At 66.1% G+C, this 15,670-nt stretch carries 13 protein-coding genes and 1 other RNA gene; 11 read left to right on the top strand and 3 right to left on the bottom strand.

Annotated elements, in window-relative coordinates:
- Positions 1-364 precede the first annotated feature (364 nt).
- Positions 365-1,438, top strand: coding sequence for a quinone-dependent dihydroorotate dehydrogenase (locus tag HLH29_RS08950; protein WP_408871956.1), 1,074 nt, complete (start codon positions 365-367; stop codon positions 1,436-1,438).
- A complete protein-coding gene (locus HLH29_RS08955) occupies positions 1,438-2,295 on the top strand; it encodes a TIGR01459 family HAD-type hydrolase (RefSeq protein ID WP_182966144.1) in 858 nt (285 codons plus the stop codon). Before HLH29_RS08950 ends, HLH29_RS08955 begins: the two co-directional genes overlap by 1 nt.
- Before the next feature lie 238 nt (positions 2,296-2,533).
- Here the strand turns inward: HLH29_RS08955 and HLH29_RS08960 are convergent, their stop codons facing one another.
- Positions 2,534-3,118 carry a YqgE/AlgH family protein gene (locus HLH29_RS08960; protein ID WP_182965947.1) on the bottom strand — a complete coding sequence of 195 codons (585 nt, stop codon included), beginning with the start codon at positions 3,116-3,118 and terminating at the stop codon, positions 2,534-2,536.
- 117 nt (positions 3,119-3,235) lie between these two features.
- Between HLH29_RS08960 and HLH29_RS08965 the strand changes: the two genes are divergently transcribed.
- From HLH29_RS08965 to HLH29_RS08975, 3 genes are all read left to right on the top strand, one after another.
- Positions 3,236-3,994: an SDR family NAD(P)-dependent oxidoreductase gene (locus tag HLH29_RS08965; RefSeq protein ID WP_182965949.1), complete on the top strand. Its 759-nt coding sequence runs from the start codon at positions 3,236-3,238 to the stop codon at positions 3,992-3,994.
- Positions 3,995-3,996: 2 nt separating this feature from the next.
- The gene (locus HLH29_RS08970) at positions 3,997-4,911 is read left to right on the top strand and encodes a polyphosphate kinase 2 family protein (protein WP_182965951.1); all 915 of its coding nucleotides are present in this window, start codon (positions 3,997-3,999) and stop codon (positions 4,909-4,911) included.
- Between the two features lie 80 nt (positions 4,912-4,991).
- On the top strand, positions 4,992-5,402 hold the full coding sequence (locus HLH29_RS08975; RefSeq protein ID WP_182966146.1) for a DUF3465 domain-containing protein: 411 nt from the start codon (positions 4,992-4,994) through the stop codon (positions 5,400-5,402).
- Between the two features lie 183 nt (positions 5,403-5,585).
- Here the strand turns inward: HLH29_RS08975 and clpA are convergent, their stop codons facing one another.
- Together clpA and clpS are read right to left on the bottom strand one after the other, a co-directional pair.
- On the bottom strand, positions 5,586-7,919 hold the full coding sequence (clpA, locus tag HLH29_RS08980; protein ID WP_182965953.1) for an ATP-dependent Clp protease ATP-binding subunit ClpA: 2,334 nt from the start codon (positions 7,917-7,919) through the stop codon (positions 5,586-5,588).
- Positions 7,920-8,242: 323 nt separating this feature from the next.
- Entirely contained in the window at positions 8,243-8,650 is a 408-nt protein-coding gene (gene clpS, locus HLH29_RS08985; protein ID WP_182966148.1) for an ATP-dependent Clp protease adapter ClpS, read from the bottom strand.
- Positions 8,651-8,952: 302 nt separating this feature from the next.
- Between clpS and HLH29_RS08990 the strand changes: the two genes are divergently transcribed.
- The 6 genes from HLH29_RS08990 (at position 8,953) to HLH29_RS09015 (ending at position 15,661) form a co-directional block, all read left to right on the top strand.
- A complete protein-coding gene (locus tag HLH29_RS08990; protein WP_182965955.1) occupies positions 8,953-10,092 on the top strand; it encodes a D-alanyl-D-alanine carboxypeptidase family protein in 1,140 nt (379 codons plus the stop codon).
- Between the two features lie 113 nt (positions 10,093-10,205).
- Positions 10,206-11,015: a type I methionyl aminopeptidase gene (map, locus tag HLH29_RS08995; RefSeq protein ID WP_182965957.1), complete on the top strand. Its 810-nt coding sequence runs from the start codon at positions 10,206-10,208 to the stop codon at positions 11,013-11,015.
- Positions 11,016-11,070: 55 nt separating this feature from the next.
- Entirely contained in the window at positions 11,071-12,858 is a 1,788-nt protein-coding gene (ggt, locus tag HLH29_RS09000; protein ID WP_246374048.1) for a gamma-glutamyltransferase, read from the top strand.
- A 252-nt stretch (positions 12,859-13,110) separates the two neighbouring features.
- An RNA gene (gene ffs / locus HLH29_RS09005) (signal recognition particle sRNA small type) lies at positions 13,111-13,207 on the top strand.
- Positions 13,208-13,293: 86 nt separating this feature from the next.
- Positions 13,294-15,324: a DNA polymerase III subunit gamma/tau gene (locus HLH29_RS09010; RefSeq protein WP_182965959.1), complete on the top strand. Its 2,031-nt coding sequence runs from the start codon at positions 13,294-13,296 to the stop codon at positions 15,322-15,324.
- A 13-nt stretch (positions 15,325-15,337) separates the two neighbouring features.
- The gene (locus HLH29_RS09015; protein WP_182965961.1) at positions 15,338-15,661 is read left to right on the top strand and encodes a YbaB/EbfC family nucleoid-associated protein; all 324 of its coding nucleotides are present in this window, start codon (positions 15,338-15,340) and stop codon (positions 15,659-15,661) included.
- Positions 15,662-15,670: the final 9 nt, after the last annotated feature.

A 15,670-nucleotide genomic window follows, 5' to 3' on the forward strand; every position in this document is an offset into this window, starting at 1 on the left:
GACGTGTCGATGGCAATGCGTTTAAACTCGCTCATGGGCGGCTCCTGGGTTCAGTGTGATGACCCCCTGAACCTTGGCACATGATGCCGTGGGGGCCGTCCACCCCAACACGGCCGTCAAGGCCGCTCCGCTTCGGTGCTCGGAAACACACGACGGGCGTACCGCTGCGCGGCACTCTCGCTCACCAGCCCACATTTTCACGAAGGCTCTTCGGGGCTCACTGGGCATGCATACTGGCGGCGATTCCGTGTGTGTTTCCATTTCGGCTCTGACGACGTCATCGTCATGATCCGAGGGCTGTCGGGCGGGGTTTTTCCCGCGAGGCCCTTTTAACGTCGGGGGATGTACGGCAGAAAATCGGGTCATGATGGATATCGTGTCGAATATGCTGATGAAGCTGGTGCGGCGGCTGGACCCTGAGGACGCGCATCGCCTGGCCCTGGATGCCCTCATGCTCGGTCTGGGGGGAGGCAATGGCTCGGGCCAGGACGATCCGGCCCTGTCGGTGCGGGCGATGGGGCTGCGCTTTCCCAATCCGATCGGCATTGCCGCCGGTTTCGACAAGAACGCCCAGGTGATCCGGCCGCTGGCGAGGATCGGGTTCGGCTTTGTCGAGGCCGGAACGGTGACGCCGCTGCCGCAGGAAGGTAACCCGCGTCCGCGCCTGTTCCGGTTGACGGAAGATCGGGCGATCATCAACCGCATGGGTTTCAACAACCAGGGCATCGACCGGTTCGCGGTTCGCATGGCGCGGCTGCACAAGCTTCCCGCCAAGGGCAATGGCGCCGGCGCGCGGGTGCCGGTGGGGGCCAATCTGGGCATCAACAAGAATGGTGCCGACCCCGAGCGCGACTATCCCCGTCTGGTCGGGCGCGTGAAGCATTATGCGGACTATATTGTACTGAACCTGTCATCGCCCAACACGCCCGGCCTGCGCGACCTGCAGCAGGCTGACCGGCTGCAGGCAATCCTGCAGGCGATCGGCGAGGCCCATCCCGACCGGCCGCCGCTGCTGGTCAAGCTGGCGCCCGATCTGGCCCGTGACGATATCGGGCCGGTGATCGAGGCCGTGATTGCCGGTGGCGCGCAGGGTGTGACCGTGACCAACACCACGATCTCGCGGCCCGACGGGTTGCGCAGCCCCCATGCCGGCGAAACCGGCGGCCTGTCGGGGCGCCCGCTGCGCCCCCTGGCCGAGGCGGTGCTGCGCGACGTGGCGCAGATTGCCGCCGGGCGGCTGACGCTGGTGGCCTGTGGCGGGATCGAGACCGGGGCCGATATCGTGGACCGGGTGCGTGCCGGGGCCGACCTGGTGCAGCTTTATAGTGCCTTCGCCTATGAGGGGCCGGGGATCGTGCGGCGCCTGAAGCGTGAGACGGTTCGTGCCCTGAATGCCGAAGGGTTCGAGACGCTGGCCGACGCGAAGGGGACCGCATGATGCGCTTTCTCGACGGGATCGCGCCGCTGGCCGGGCAGTATGACGGTTTTATCGTCGATCTCTGGGGTGTCATACATGACGGTGTCAGCCCCTATCCGGGGGCGCGGGACTGTCTGGCGGCGCTGCGCGCGGCGGGGCGGCGCGTTGTGCTGTTATCCAACGCGCCACGGCGGGTATCGGTGGTGCGCGAGGGGCTGCGAGCCATGGGGGTGGCGGACGATCTGTACGACGGGGTGATGACCAGCGGCGAATATACGCGCGGCCTGCTGGCCGAACGTACCGATCCCTGGTTTGCCGGACTGGGGCGCCGGATGCTGCATCTGGGGGCGCCGAAAGACTATAATCTGTTCGAAGGGCTGGATCTGGAGCGGGTCGAAGACCCGGCCGATGCGGATTTCATCCTGAATACCGGACCGAACCCGGAGCAGGGCGAGGGCGACCCTGCACCCTATCTGCCGCTGCTGGACGCCTGTGCGGCGCGCGGGCTGAAGATGGTGTGCGCCAATCCGGATATGGAAGTGATCCGTGCCGGCCGGCGGCTGATCTGCGCCGGCTTGCTGGCCAGCCTGTATGAGCAGAAAGGCTGCGCCGTCCGCTGGATCGGCAAGCCGCATCCGGAGGTCTATGGCCCCGTCCTGCGCATGCTCGACGTACCGCCCGAGCGCGTGCTGGCGGTCGGCGACGCACTGGCCACCGACATGCGCGGAGCAAAGGCAATAGGGGTCGATGGCTGCTGGGTTCTGGGCGGTATCCATCAGGAAATGATCGGCGACGACACGGCACTGGCCGAAGCGGAAGCCTTGTCGGCGGGGCTGGCCCCGGTGGCCTGCGTGCCGGCCTTTCGCTGGGCGCTCTGAGCGACGCTCAGGCGCCAGCGCTCGGGCTTTGTCCGACTCCCGCATACCGATTCGTTGATACGAAAGAGTAACGGAGGTGCGGCTTGATCAGCTGTCGGCATGGGAGAGGCTGCTTTAAAAGTGCTGATGCTGAGCAAGAGCGACCCTTGAGGGTCGCGGCCGGCGTGTGTTTTTGAGCATCGGAGCGCAGAAAACGCGCGTCGGATTGCCGGCAGCGGCGCTTTTAAAGCAGCCTCTCTCAGGCTCGGCTGGTTTGGTGGGTTAGGTGCATCGGATCCATGTTGATGGTCGCCAGGGCCTGGCGCCATTTGGCGCCGTGGTCCAGCCCGAAGAGGATTTCGTCGCTGGGCGGGGCTGGTAGCCAGGCATTGTGGCGGATGATCTCGTCTTCCAGCTGATCGTCGCACCAGCTTGCATGGCCCAGGGCCAGCAGGGCGTTGCGGGGGCCGGCGCCGTCGGCGATTTCGCGCAGTACATCCAGGCTGGCGGTCAGCGTCGTGCCGTTATCGACCGACAGGCTGCTATCGCCGATCCAGTCCGAGGAATGCAGCACGAAGCCACGGCCGCCATCCACCGGGCCGCCGGCGCACAGCGCGATCCGACGGCGCGGCGGCACCGGATCGATGCCGAGCCGTTCCAGCACGTCATCCAGGCCTGGTTGCGACAATCGGCGATTGACGATCAGCCCCATCGCGCCTTCTCCGGGCACATGGGCGCACAGATAGATCACGGTGCGGGCGAAGGGGCTGTCCGCCAGGGCCGGGGAGGCGACAAGCAGGGAACCGGTGAGGGAGTCAGCCGAGGTCTGGGAGAGAGGAAACATCACCTTGTACATAGAACAAGAACCGCCGGCCATTGCAACCGCAGCATGCCGATTTGCGGCGGCGGGGGGATTGGCGCTTAAATATTCGCGACAGAATGGCCATGGGAGCATCCGGCGATGACGAAGATTGTTTTGGTGACGGGGGCAACGGCGGGTTTCGGCAAGGCGATTGCGGAACGGCTGGTGCATGACGGATATCGGGTGATTGCCAGCGGGCGCCGCCGCGACCGGCTGGAGGCGCTGGCCGGGTCGCTCGGGCCGGCGCTGCTGCCGCTGGTGCTGGACATGGATGACAGCGCGGCCCTGCGCGCGCTGCCTGCCAGCCTGCCGGACGGATGGCAGGAGGTGGATATCCTGATCAACAATGCCGGCCTGGCGCTGGGCATGGGCAAGGCGCAGGACAGCGCGGTCGCGGACTGGCGGCAGATGATCGAGACCAATATCGCCGGGCTGGTCGAGATTACGCACGCCCTGCTGCCCGGCATGGTGGCGCGCGATCGGGGCCATATCGTCTCGATCGGCAGCACCGCCGGCACCTATCCGTATCTGGGCGGCAACGTCTATGGCGGCACCAAGGCGTTCGTGGCGCAGTTTATGCGCAATCTGCGCTGCGACCTGCTGGGCACCAGGGTACGGGCGACGAACCTGGAGCCGGGCCTGTGCGGGGGCAGCGAATTCAGCAATGTGCGCCTGCGTGACGATGCCAAGGCGGCGGCCGTGTATCAGGACACGCACCCGATTCAGCCCGAGGACATCGCCGAGACCGTGGCGTGGGTGCTGGGACTGCCGGCGCATGTCAACATCAACCGTATCGAGATGATGCCGACCTGTCAGGCGGCCGGTGGGCTGGCCGTGGCGAGGGGGCTGGAGGTCTGACGGTGGGTGAGAACGCGCTCGACCTGAAGACAGTGCTGCATCGCTGCCGGGTCGAGGAGGGGGCGCGTTTCGACCTGGCGGACCATCCGACCCGCATCGCGGAGATCGCGGATATCGACAAGGCGGCGGGCAAGCACATGCTGCGTCATGGCGTGAAGCGCCTGTCGGCCTTGCAGGAGCTGCTGTACGCCAACGGCACCTGGTCGCTGCTGCTGGTGTTCCAGGCGATGGATGCCGGCGGTAAGGACGGAATGATCAAGCATGTGATGTCCGGGGTGAATCCCCAGGGCGTGACGGTGACGTCCTTCAAGCAGCCGGGGCCGGTCGAGCTGGCGCATGATTATCTGTGGCGGGTGCATCTGGCGGCGCCCTCCAGCGGACGGATCGGGATCTTCAATCGCAGCCATTACGAGGAAGTTCTCGTCACGCGGGTGCATCCCGAACTGCTGGTCCGGCAGAAGATTCCGGCCCCGCTGCGCGATGGCACGATCTGGGAAGAGCGGTATCGCGACATACGGCATTTCGAACATTACCTGTCGCGGCAGGGGACGGTGGTGCTGAAATTCTTCCTGAACCTGTCGAAGGAAGAGCAGCGGAAACGCTTCCTGCGGCGGATCGATCAGGATGAGAAGCACTGGAAATTCTCGGTCTCGGACGCGCGGGAGCGGGAGCATTGGGATGCCTATCGCAATGCCTATCGCGAGGCGATCTGCAATACCGCCCAACCCAGCGCCCCGTGGTTCGTGATTCCGGCCGATCGGAAATGGATGGCGCGGCTGCTGGTGATGGAAACGACCATCGCGGCGTTGGAGGGGCTGAAGCTGAGCATTCCCGACCCGGCGCCCGACATCGTCCGCGACATGGCGGCGGTGCGCCGCGAACTGGAAGCGCAGGCGCCGAAGGCGAAGCACGCATGATGATGGAACGGAGTGGACCTTCGCGCATGGATCATAAGGGCTGGCGGGTGTGGGCGGCCATCGCGGGTGCTGTCTTCGCGATGAGCCTGCACGGCGCGCAGGCGCAGGAGGCCATCGGGCCCGCCTGCGACAACCGGCATTTCCTGGCGGTGCAGCAAGCGTTCGAGGGCGGATCGCTGCGTGGAGACCAGCCGGTGCATGTCTGTGGCCGGGTGATCGCGGTCTCGCGTCAGCGCCGGACGCGCAGCGGATGGCATGGTTATTTCTATGTCGATGTCGGGCAGGGTGTGTCGATCCGCATCGTGTCGGACCTGGACCGGATGGCGGCGCCGGCCTGGCCGTGGGTCGCCAAGGGGGATGCGGTCGATGTCGTTGGTCGCTATTATTACGACAATCCGCGTAGTCAGGGCATCGACTGGACTCATCATGGCACGGGCCGGACATGGGGCATGCCGGGATATGTCGCCGTTAATGGCGCGCGGTATCAGTGAATAGGGGCGGGCGGGCTTTGTGGGGCTCTGCCCCACAAAGCCCGCCAAAGGGCAGGCGCCCTTTGGAAACCCATTCGTTATCAGATGATTGGGGTGTGGGGCGGAGCCCTGGTTGCCAGATAAAAGAAGGGCCGCGCGGCTTGTGCCGTGCGGCCCTCTTTATAGGTCCCGGCTGGGACGGGGTCAGTTCGCGGTTTCGGATTCCCGCTCGCTGCCCTCGTCGCCTTCGGTGGCGGTCTCGCCATTGGCTTCGATATATTCGAAATCCAGCGCGCCATCCTTCAATGTGATCTTGACCGCGCCACCCTTGACCAGCCGGCCGAACAGCAATTCCTCGGCCAGCGGCTTCTTGATGTTCTCCTGGATCACCCGGCCGAGCGGACGGGCGCCGTAGAGACGGTCGTAACCGCGTTCGGCCAGCCATTCCTTGGCCGCCGACGAGATTTCGATCGTGACGTTGCGGTCGGCAAGCTGGGCTTCGAGCTGGAAGACGAACTTCTCGACCACCCGGCCCACGATCTCGGGCGTCAGGTTGGCGAAGGGGATGATCGCATCCAGGCGGTTGCGGAATTCCGGGGTGAAGATGCGCTTGATCGCTTCCTCATCCTCGCCCTCCCGCGTGTCGCGGCCGAAACCGATCGCTTCCTTGTTCAGGTCAGCCGCGCCCGCATTGGTCGTCATGATCAGGACGACATTGCGGAAATCGACGGTCTTGCCGTTATGGTCGGTCAGGCGCCCATGGTCCATGACCTGGAGCAGGACGTTATAGAGGTCCGGATGCGCCTTCTCGATTTCATCCAGCAGCAGCACGGCGTGGGGATGCTGGTCGATCGCGTCGGTCAGCAGGCCGCCCTGATCGAAGCCGACATAGCCCGGCGGGGCGCCGATCAGGCGCGAGATCGAATGGCGCTCCATATATTCGGACATGTCGAAACGGACCAGCTCGATGCCCAGCGTCTTGGCCAGCTGCTTCGCCACCTCGGTCTTGCCCACGCCGGTCGGGCCGGAGAACAGGTAGTTGCCGATCGGCTTTTCCGGATCGCGCAGGCCGGCGCGTGACAGCTTGATCGCGGCCGTCAGGGCCTCGATCGCGCGGTCCTGGCCGTAGACCATGCCCTTGAGGTCGCGTTCGAGGGTGCGCAGCGTCTCCTTGTCGTCCGACGACACGCTCTTGGGCGGGATGCGGGCGATCTTCGCCACGATGTCCTCGACATCCTTCAGGGTCACGGTCTTGCGGCGCCGGTTCTCGGGCACCAGCATGCGCGAGGCCCCGACCTCGTCGATCACGTCGATCGCCTTGTCCGGCAGCTTGCGGTCATGGATGTATTTCGCCGCCAGTTCCACCGCGCCGCGAATCGCCTCCTCGGTGTAGCGGACCTTGTGGTGGCGTTCGTAGTTGCCCTTCAGGCCGCGCAGGATCTTGACCGCGTCCTCGACCGATGGTTCGGCGACGTCGATCTTCTGGAAGCGGCGGACCAGCGCGCGGTCCTTTTCGAAATGCTGGCGGTACTCCTTGTAGGTCGTGGAGCCGATGCAGCGCAGCGTGCCGGCCGCGAGCGCGGGCTTCAGCAGGTTGGAGGCGTCCATCGCCCCGCCGGAGGTCGCGCCCGCGCCGATCACGGTATGGATCTCGTCGATGAAGAGGATGCTGCCCGGATTATTGTCCAGTTCGGTGACGACCGCCTTCAGCCGTTCCTCGAAATCGCCGCGATAGCGGGTGCCGGCCAGCAGCGCGCCCATATCCAGCGAATAGATCGTGGATTTGAGTAGCACTTCGGGCACGTCGCCTTCGACGATGCGCTTGGCCAGCCCCTCGGCAATGGCCGTCTTGCCCACGCCCGGATCGCCCACATAGAGCGGGTTGTTCTTGGTGCGGCGGCACAGGATCTGGATCGTGCGCTCGATTTCCGAATCGCGGCCGATCAGCGGGTCGACCTTTCCGTCCTCGGCCTTGCGGTTGAGGTTGGTGCAGTAGGCGCTGAGCGCGTCCTGATTCTTCTGGGCACCCTTGCCGCGTTCCTCCCGCTCGCCCTCCGGATTTTCCTGCGCGCTGCCGGTGATCGGGCGGCGTGTGGAGCGGTCCGGCGCCTTGGCGATGCCGTGGGAGATGAAATTGACCGCGTCGAGCCGCGTCATGTCCTGCAGTTGCAGGAAATAGACGGCGTGGCTTTCGCGTTCGGCGAACAGGGCCACCAGCACGTTCGACCCCGTGACCTCGTCGCGGCCGGTGGACTGGACATGGATGGCGGCGCGCTGGATCACGCGCTGGAAGGCGGCGGTGGGCTTGGGATCGACCGTCCGGTCGGATGCCAGCCCCGCCAGATCCTTGTCGAGGAATTCGGTCAGGTCCGACCGCAGCTTGTCGAGATCGACGCCGCAGGCGCGGAAAACCGTCACCGCGTCGCTGTCATCGACGAGGGCCAGCAGCAGATGTTCCAGGGTCGCATATTCGTGACGCCGATCCCCGGCTAGGGTCAGGGCACGGTGAAGCGTCTGTTCGAGAGTGCGTGACAACATCCGTGACGCTCCTTTTCCTGGGCCGGACACGAACCCGACGGGTCGGGCCGGTCGAACAGGACCATATTTGGTGTGTTTTGGACGGAAAGCCAGTGGAAAGAACGATAAAGTTCTGACGGGGGCGCGCAGTTGCCGCATGGCTGCGACAGGGTGGGCTTTGCGCACGCCGCATGTGCCCACGCGCGTGGGCCGGAGGGGAGGTGCGCTGCCGGCGGCATGCCGGGCATCCGGTTTGGGCCGAACGGCCCGAATGGCCGGAGATGGGTTGCAAAAACAACGATCTGGCGGAGATCGTGCGCTAAATCCGCAAGGCGGGGTTCAGCCTAGTCTTTCTCGATCGTGCATTGCAGCGGGTGCTGGTTCTGCCGCGCCAGGTCCATTACCTGCGTCACCTTGGTCTCGGCGACCTCGTAGGTGAAGACGCCGCAGACGCCGACGCCGCGCTTGTGGACATGCAGCATGATGTCCGTCGCTTCCTCGCGCGATTTCTGGAAGAACCGTTCGAGGACATGAACGACGAATTCCATCGGCGTGTAATCGTCGTTCAGCATCAGGACCTTGTACATCGCGGGCTTGCGCGTTTGCGGCCGGGTGCGGACGACGACGCCGATCGTGGGGGAATCGGGATTATCCGGGTCGGAATCCTGTCCGTTGCCATCGCGTCGGGTCGGGTTGTTGCCGCCATGCGCCCACACCGAACCCGCCGCGACTGTGACGCGCGGGCCGATCATGGGACGGACAGGGGAAAATGCTGCTGTCATGGTGATACCATATTGGATCGGCATCGTGGGTTGGAAGAGCGAAGCGGTGGAATTTTAAGCATGGCTGGGCCCGCTTTCGATGATCAAATCCACCGGAAGCGGCGCATGGCTGCCTGCTCCCGCCTGCGGCCGGGCGCGGGCATCACTGAAAAGACTGTATTTTCTTCCCCTTATCGTGGTTTTCTCTGGACGGGTTCCGAAAAAAGGCCATAAAGTTGACGGATGATGCGGATCCTGTAACGAGGGGACAGGCGGTGACCGACGGAGCATGGATGGACGAGAAGCGGGGATGGCTCGCCCACCTGCGTCGCACTGTGGTGTCTCTCGTTCCTGACGGCGCGCGCCGTCAGGCTGGTCGCGGGCGCACCCTGCGCCTGTCCGTTGGTCTGGCGGCCGGATATCTGGCCACGACCGTGGTCGCCACGCCCCGTGCCCATGCCCAGTATGTCGGCCAGATCAGCTCCATCGTCATGGACGCCCGCACGGGCGCCGTGCTGTCGCAGAGCAACCCCGACCTCCAGCGCTTTCCCGCAAGCCTGACAAAGTTGATGACGCTCTACATGGCTTTCAAGGCCATGCGGGGCGGGCAGATCACGCTCGACCAGTCGGTGCCGGTCTCGGCCCATTCCGCCTCCATGGAACCGTCGAAGCTGGGGCTGGTGCCCGGCAGCTACCTGACGGTGGAGCAGGCGGTGCTGGGGTTGGTGACCAAATCGGCCAATGATGCCGCCTGCGCGCTGGGTGAATTGCTGGGCGGGGGGGACGAGGCCCGGTTCGCCGATCTCATGACCCGTCAGGCGCGGGCGCTGGGCATGGTCAACACGACTTTCCGCAATGCCTCGGGCCTGCCGAATGACGAGCAGATGACCTCGGCGCGCGATCTGGCGGTGCTGACCAGGCAGATCATCACCGAATTCCCGGAATATTATCATTATTTCTCGGTTCCGGCCTTCTATTTCCATGGTCGGCAGGTGCCCAACCATGATCCGATGCTGCGGATCTATCCGGGCGCCGACGGGCTGAAGACGGGCTATACGGTGCTGGCCGGGCGTAATCTGGTCACTTCGGCGGTTCGCGAGAATGTGCGGCTGATCGGCGTGGTGCTGGGGGCGCGGAGCAATCCGCAGCGCAGCGCCCTGATGGCCGGTATCCTCGATGACGGTTTCCGCCAGGAAGGCGTGGCCGATGTGCGCCGGCCGCTGGTGCTGGCGCGTGGGACCCATCGCCGGGCCGCGATCATGCTGGCCGCAGCGACGCGCGGCAGCGCCGGGCCGGAGCAGGTGGCCGAACTGCCGAGCACGCCCCATCATCGTGCCGGGATGCACCATGCGCGCGCCCATGCCCCCGTGCATATGGTCGCGGCGGGCCATGCAGGCCACGCAACGCGCCGGCGTGGGCGCAGCCACGGCTGAGGCGAGGGGACGAGCGGCGCGTTGCCCTTGCCTAGCGGCCCTGTCCCGCGCATTTATCCCCGAGAGTTGATGGTGCCGTTCTGCGGCGAATGAACAAGCGAGGGGGCATCGTTATGGATGGTGATACGGACGCGCGGCGCGTGATCCTGCATGCGCAGGAGGATTTCGTCGGCATGCGGGCGGCGGGCCAACTGGCGGCGCGTACACTGGACATGATCGTGCCGCACGTTCGCGCGGGCGTGACGACCGGGGAACTGGACCGGCTGATTCATGATTTCATGATCGCGCACGGGGCCACGCCGGCGACGCTGGGCTATCGCGGCTATCCGAAATCGAGCTGCATTTCGCTCAATCACGTCGTCTGCCATGGGATTCCGGGCGACCGGCAGTTGCAGGATGGCGATATCCTGAACATCGACGTGACCGTGATCCTGGACGGCTGGTTCGGCGATACCAGCCGCATGTACACGGTCGGCGCGGTGCCGCGGAAAGCGGAGAAGCTGATCGAGGCGACCTATGAGGCGCTGATGCTGGGCATCGCCCAGGTGCGTCCGGGCAATACGCTGGGCGATATCGGGCATGCGATCCAGGAATTCGCCGAATCGCATCGTTTTTCGGTGGTGCGCGATTTCTGCGGCCATGGCATCGGCCGCACCTTCCATGCCGCGCCGAACGTGCTGCATTACGGCCGCCCCGGCCAGGGGCTGGTGCTGCGTCCGGGCATGTTCTTCACCATCGAACCGATGCTCAATGGCGGCCGGCCGGACGTGAAGGTGCTCGATGACGGCTGGACAGCGGTGACGCGCGACCGTTCGCTGTCGGCCCAGTTCGAACATATGCTGGGCGTGACCGAGGATGGGTGCGAAATCTTTACGCTTTCGCCCGCCGGTCTGGACCACCCGCCTTATACGGTCACGGCCTGATCCGATCACGGCTGGGCGTTCGTGACGGAAATCCCTTATCCTTGAAGGGTTTGTAATGCGCTTTCCCCTGTTTCGAGTCCGCTGTGCGTCCCTCATGCTGGCGGGGTCGATGCTGGCGGCGCTGCCCGCCGGGGCGGCGCCGGCGACGCAGGGGGATGTGCTGACCTTCGGCCAGGCGCAGGCTGCCCTGCCGCCGCTGGCGCCGGCGCAGGGGGCGCATGGCATGGTCGTGTCGGCCCAGCATCTGGCCTCGGAGGTCGGGGCGCATATTCTGGCGCAGGGCGGCAACGCGGCGGATGCGGCGGTGGCGGTGGCCTATGCGCTGGCCGTGGTCTATCCGGCGGCGGGCAATATCGGTGGCGGCGGGTTCATGACGCTGCGCGCGCCGGACGGGCATGCGGTCTTCATCGATTTCCGAGAACATGCGCCGCTGGCCGCGACCGCAACCATGTATCAGGATGCCAAGGGGACGGTCGTGCCCAACCTGTCGATCGTGGGCTGGAAGGCCGTCGCGGTGCCGGGAACGGTGGCGGGCATGGACATGATCCTGCATCGCTGGGGGCATATGACGCGCCAGCAGGTGATGGCGCCCGCGATCGCGCTGGCGCGGGACGGTTTTGTCCTGGCCGAGGGCGATGTGCAGTTGCTGAACACGTCGACCGCCGATTTCGCCCGCGATCCGGAGGCGCGGCGGATCTTCCTGCGGCCGGACGGCACGCCGTTGCAGGTCGGCGACCGCCTGGTGCAGGCCGACCTGGCCGACAGCCTGTCGCTGATCGCGCGAAGCGGGGCGGCGGCCTTCTATCGCGGGCCGATCGCCGATGCGATCGTCCAGGCCAGCAAGGTCGGGGGCGGCATTCTCCAGGCCGAGGATTTCCGCCGCTACGCGCCCCGCGTGCTGCCGACGCTGACCTGCTCTTATCGGGGCTACAAGGTCGATACGGCCCCGCCGCCCAGCGGTGGCGGGGTGGCGCTGTGCGAGATGCTGACCATTCTCTCGGGCTATGACATGCACAGGCTCGGCCTGCACAGCGCGCCCGCGGTGCAGCGCGAGGTGGAGGCGATGCGCCGTGCCTATGCCGACCGGCAGGGTCTGGGCGACCCGGCCTTTGTGCAGAATCCGGTGACACATCTGATCGACCCGAGCTATGCGCGGCAGGTGCGGGCGGCGATTCCCACCGATCGCGCGGTGCCCTCGGCCGCGCTGACGCCCGGCCAGATCGAGCCCGAGAAGCACGAGACGACCCAGTTTTCGGTCGCCGACGACAAAGGCATGGCGATTTCGGTGACCTATACGCTGAACGGCTGGTTCGGCGCGAAGGTGATCGGCGGGCATACCGGCATTTTCCTGAATGACGAGATGGACGATTTCTCGTCCCGTCCGGGCGTGCCCAACATGTTCGGCATTGTCGGCAGCGCCGCCAATGCCATCGCGCCCGGCAAGACGCCGCTCTCGTCGATGTCGCCCACCATTCTGTCGCGCAACGGCAAGCCGGTCATGGTGATCGGCAGTCCCGGCGGATCGCGCATTCCGACTATTGTGCTGTCCGCGATCCTGGGCGTGGTGGATTACGGGCTGGATATCCAGCAGGCGGTGGACCTGCCGCGCATCCACGAGCAATGGCAGCCCGAGCCGGTCGAGATCGAGCAGGGGGCGCTGACCGACGCGGTGGCGGCGACGCTGGAGCAGGAGGGATACAAGCTGGCGCCGCATGCGCCGTGGGGCGTGGCCGAGGGCATCCTGGTCGGTGCGCCGCGCCTGGGCGCGCGGCCTGTCGGGACGGCGCGCTATTTCGGCGGCTTCGACCGGCGGCATCCCGGCGGGGCGGCTGTCGGGGAGTAAAGGCTGGTCCCGTGGCGGCTCTGCCGGTACGGGAAGTGTTTCTTCTTTCGGTCGCGCGATTCGGCCCGCATAAGGGAGAGCCTGCGTCGTGCGATCGGCCCGAGGGATTTTGGCTTTGGGGGTTATTGTAATAAAATCAAAAGATTGATGGATTTCTGATCCACGGGATGCGTCGGTGGCATGTTGAAACCGGCCTGCCGGCCCGTTGGCCCCCTTGTGCCCGCCACCCGTTTGCGTGCTAAGAAGGTGGTGGGAGACCGGCAACGGACGGGCGCCTTGCCAACCCGGTCAGGTCCGGAAGGAAGCAGCCGCAGTGAGTTTCGCCCGGGTCGTCTGTCCGGTCTCCCACCTCGGGATTTCAGTGGTCCCTGAGATTTCAGCTTTCGATGATGCCGCCGCCCCGGATGCGGTGCTGCGCTCTCTCCGGAAATCGTGATGACCGTGTCTTCGGACCAGGATGTTTCCGGGGACCCGGACCTGCCGCTTCCGCCCGATTCGGGCATGGGCCTGTTCGGGGACACCCCTGCACCCGCCGCCCCCAAGGCACCCGCGCCCACGCAGGGCCCCTATCGCGTGCTGGCGCGCAAATATCGCCCGACCACCCTCGATGACCTGATTGGTCAGGATTCCACCGTCCGCATCCTGCGCAATGCCTTTGCGCTGGGGCGGGTGGCCCATGCCTTCATGCTGACGGGCGTGCGTGGGGTGGGCAAGACGACCACCGCGCGTATCATTGCCCGGGCGCTGAACTGTGTCGGACCGGACGGTAACGGCGGGCCCACCGCCGATCCGTGTGGGGTGTGTGCCAATTGCGTGGCGATTCTGGCCGATCGCCACCCCGACGTGCTGGAGATGGACGCGGCTTCGCGCACCGGCGTGGACGATGTGCGCGAGATCATCGAGGCCACGCGCTTCCGCCCGATGCAGGGGCGGATGAAGGTCTTCATCATCGACGAGGTCCACATGCTGTCGCGCAACGCGTTCAACGCGTTGCTCAAGACGCTGGAGGAGCCGCCGGCCCAGGTCACGTTTATCTTCGCCACCACCGAACTGCGCAAGGTGCCGGTGACGGTGCTGTCGCGCTGCCAGCGATTCGATCTGCGCCGTGTGCCGCAAGCCGAACTGGCGGCCCATTTCGGCCGGATCGCCCGGGCCGAGGGCGCGGAGTGCACGCAGGATGCGCTGGCGCTGATCGCCCGTGCCGCCGACGGATCGGTGCGTGACGGGCTCTCGTTGCTGGATCAGGCGATTGCCCAGGGTAGCGCCGAGGCTGATGGCGGGCCGATCGGCGCCGAGCGTGTGGCGGACATGCTGGGGCTGGCCGATCGTGGTCGGGTGTTCGATCTGCTGGAAGCCGTGCTGTCGGGCCAGCCGGACCGGGCGCTGACCATTACCGACGAAGCCCATGCCCGTGGCGCCGATCTGGGCGTGATGCTGGGCGACCTGCTGGAACTGATTCATACCGTCTCGCGCCTCAAGGCCGTGCCGGCGCTGCGTCAGGCCGCCGATCTGCCGGAGGCCGAGCGCGAGCGGGGCGGGGCGCTGGCCGACAGGCTGTCGGTGCCGGTGCTGGGGCGGACCTGGCAGATGCTGCTGAAAGGCCTGTCGGAGGTCGAGATGGCGGCCGACCGGCGCCAGGCGGCCGAAATGGTGCTGATCCGCCTGTGCTATGTGGCCGACCTGCCGCCGCCTGGCGATCTGGTGCGGCGCCTGACCGAGGGCGGCACTTCTGCGGTGGCCGGCCCGGCGGTGCGGAGCGGGGTATCCGATGGCGGGCCGAGCGCGAGCGGCGGCGGGATGGCGGTATCGGCTTCCGGCATGGCGGCCCCCGGGCGGCCGGGTGGCGGGCAGGTGATGGCCCATGGCGGGTTGCGGATGGTGGCCAATGGCGGCGTGCGGATTGCCGACTCGGTTGCCGACCCGGTGGTGCCGGAAGCTCCAGGCGAACTTCCGGACGCGCCGGTGCCGGAAGATGATATTCCGCCCGCGCTGACGACATGGCGCGCGGTCATGGCCTTCGTGTCCGGGCGGGATGCCATGCTGCATGGCCACATGCTGCATTCCACCCATCTGGTCGCCTTTGCGCCGCTGCGCATCGATATCCGGGTGCAGCGCGCCGGCCTGCCGGGGCTGGCCCGCCGGCTGGAAGCCCTGCTGCGCCGGGAGACCGGGCATGAATGGGAGGTCCGGTCCTCGACCGAGGAGGGGCAGGCGACGCTGGCGGAACAGGGTGCCCAGGTCATCCAGTTTCATCGTGCGGCGGCCGAGAGCCACCCGCTGGTGCGAGCGATCTTCGCGCGCTTTCCCGACGCCGTACTCGGGGCGGTGACCGATCATTCCCTTGACGATTACGGGCTGCCGCCCGAAGAGGCGGCATCCGTCACGCTGGCGCCGGATCTGGAATTCGCCCCGCTCGATGCCGAACTGGTGGACGAGGACGATCTGGACGCGGGCGACGAGAGGTAAGGAGAGACAGTCGATGAAGAATCTTGCCGGGCTGATGAAGCAGGCCACCCAGATGCAGGCGCGCATGGAAGAGATGCAGTCCAAGCTGGAAGGCATGACGATCGAGGGCAGTGCCGGGGCCGGCATGGTGCAGGTGACGCTGAATGGCAAAGGCGACATGAGGGCCATCAAGGTCGACCCCAAGCTGGCCGATCCGAACGAGATGGAAATGTTGCAGGACCTGATCGTTGCCGCCTGCGCCGATGCGCGCAAGCTGCTGGACGAGCGGGCGTCCGAGGAAATGAAGAAGGTCACGGGCGGGCTGAACCTGCCGGCGGGCCTGAAGCTGCCGTTCTAAGAACCAACG

Origin of the sequence: Gluconacetobacter tumulicola (assembly GCF_014174215.1) — a bacterium.
GTDB lineage: Bacteria > Pseudomonadota > Alphaproteobacteria > Acetobacterales > Acetobacteraceae > Gluconacetobacter > Gluconacetobacter tumulicola.

Bases quoted from the DNA above. Each gene is read 5' to 3' on its own strand.
- HLH29_RS09015 (WP_182965961.1), top strand. From the start codon at position 15,338: ATGAAGAATCTTGCCGGGCTGATGAAGCAGGCCACCCAGATGCAGGCG.
- map (WP_182965957.1), top strand. From the start codon at position 10,206: ATGGATGGTGATACGGACGCGCGGCGCGTGATCCTGCATGCGCAGGAG.
- HLH29_RS08950 (WP_408871956.1), top strand. From the start codon at position 365: ATGATGGATATCGTGTCGAATATGCTGATGAAGCTGGTGCGGCGGCTG.
- ggt (WP_246374048.1), top strand. From the start codon at position 11,071: ATGCGCTTTCCCCTGTTTCGAGTCCGCTGTGCGTCCCTCATGCTGGCG.
- clpS (WP_182966148.1), bottom strand. From the start codon at position 8,650: ATGATCGGCCCGCGCGTCACAGTCGCGGCGGGTTCGGTGTGGGCGCAT.
- HLH29_RS08975 (WP_182966146.1), top strand. From the start codon at position 4,992: ATGAGCCTGCACGGCGCGCAGGCGCAGGAGGCCATCGGGCCCGCCTGC.
- HLH29_RS08965 (WP_182965949.1), top strand. From the start codon at position 3,236: ATGACGAAGATTGTTTTGGTGACGGGGGCAACGGCGGGTTTCGGCAAG.
- HLH29_RS08990 (WP_182965955.1), top strand. From the start codon at position 8,953: ATGGACGAGAAGCGGGGATGGCTCGCCCACCTGCGTCGCACTGTGGTG.
- clpA (WP_182965953.1), bottom strand. From the start codon at position 7,919: ATGTTGTCACGCACTCTCGAACAGACGCTTCACCGTGCCCTGACCCTA.
- HLH29_RS09010 (WP_182965959.1), top strand. From the start codon at position 13,294: ATGACCGTGTCTTCGGACCAGGATGTTTCCGGGGACCCGGACCTGCCG.
- HLH29_RS08960 (WP_182965947.1), bottom strand. From the start codon at position 3,118: ATGTTTCCTCTCTCCCAGACCTCGGCTGACTCCCTCACCGGTTCCCTG.
- HLH29_RS08955 (WP_182966144.1), top strand. From the start codon at position 1,438: ATGCGCTTTCTCGACGGGATCGCGCCGCTGGCCGGGCAGTATGACGGT.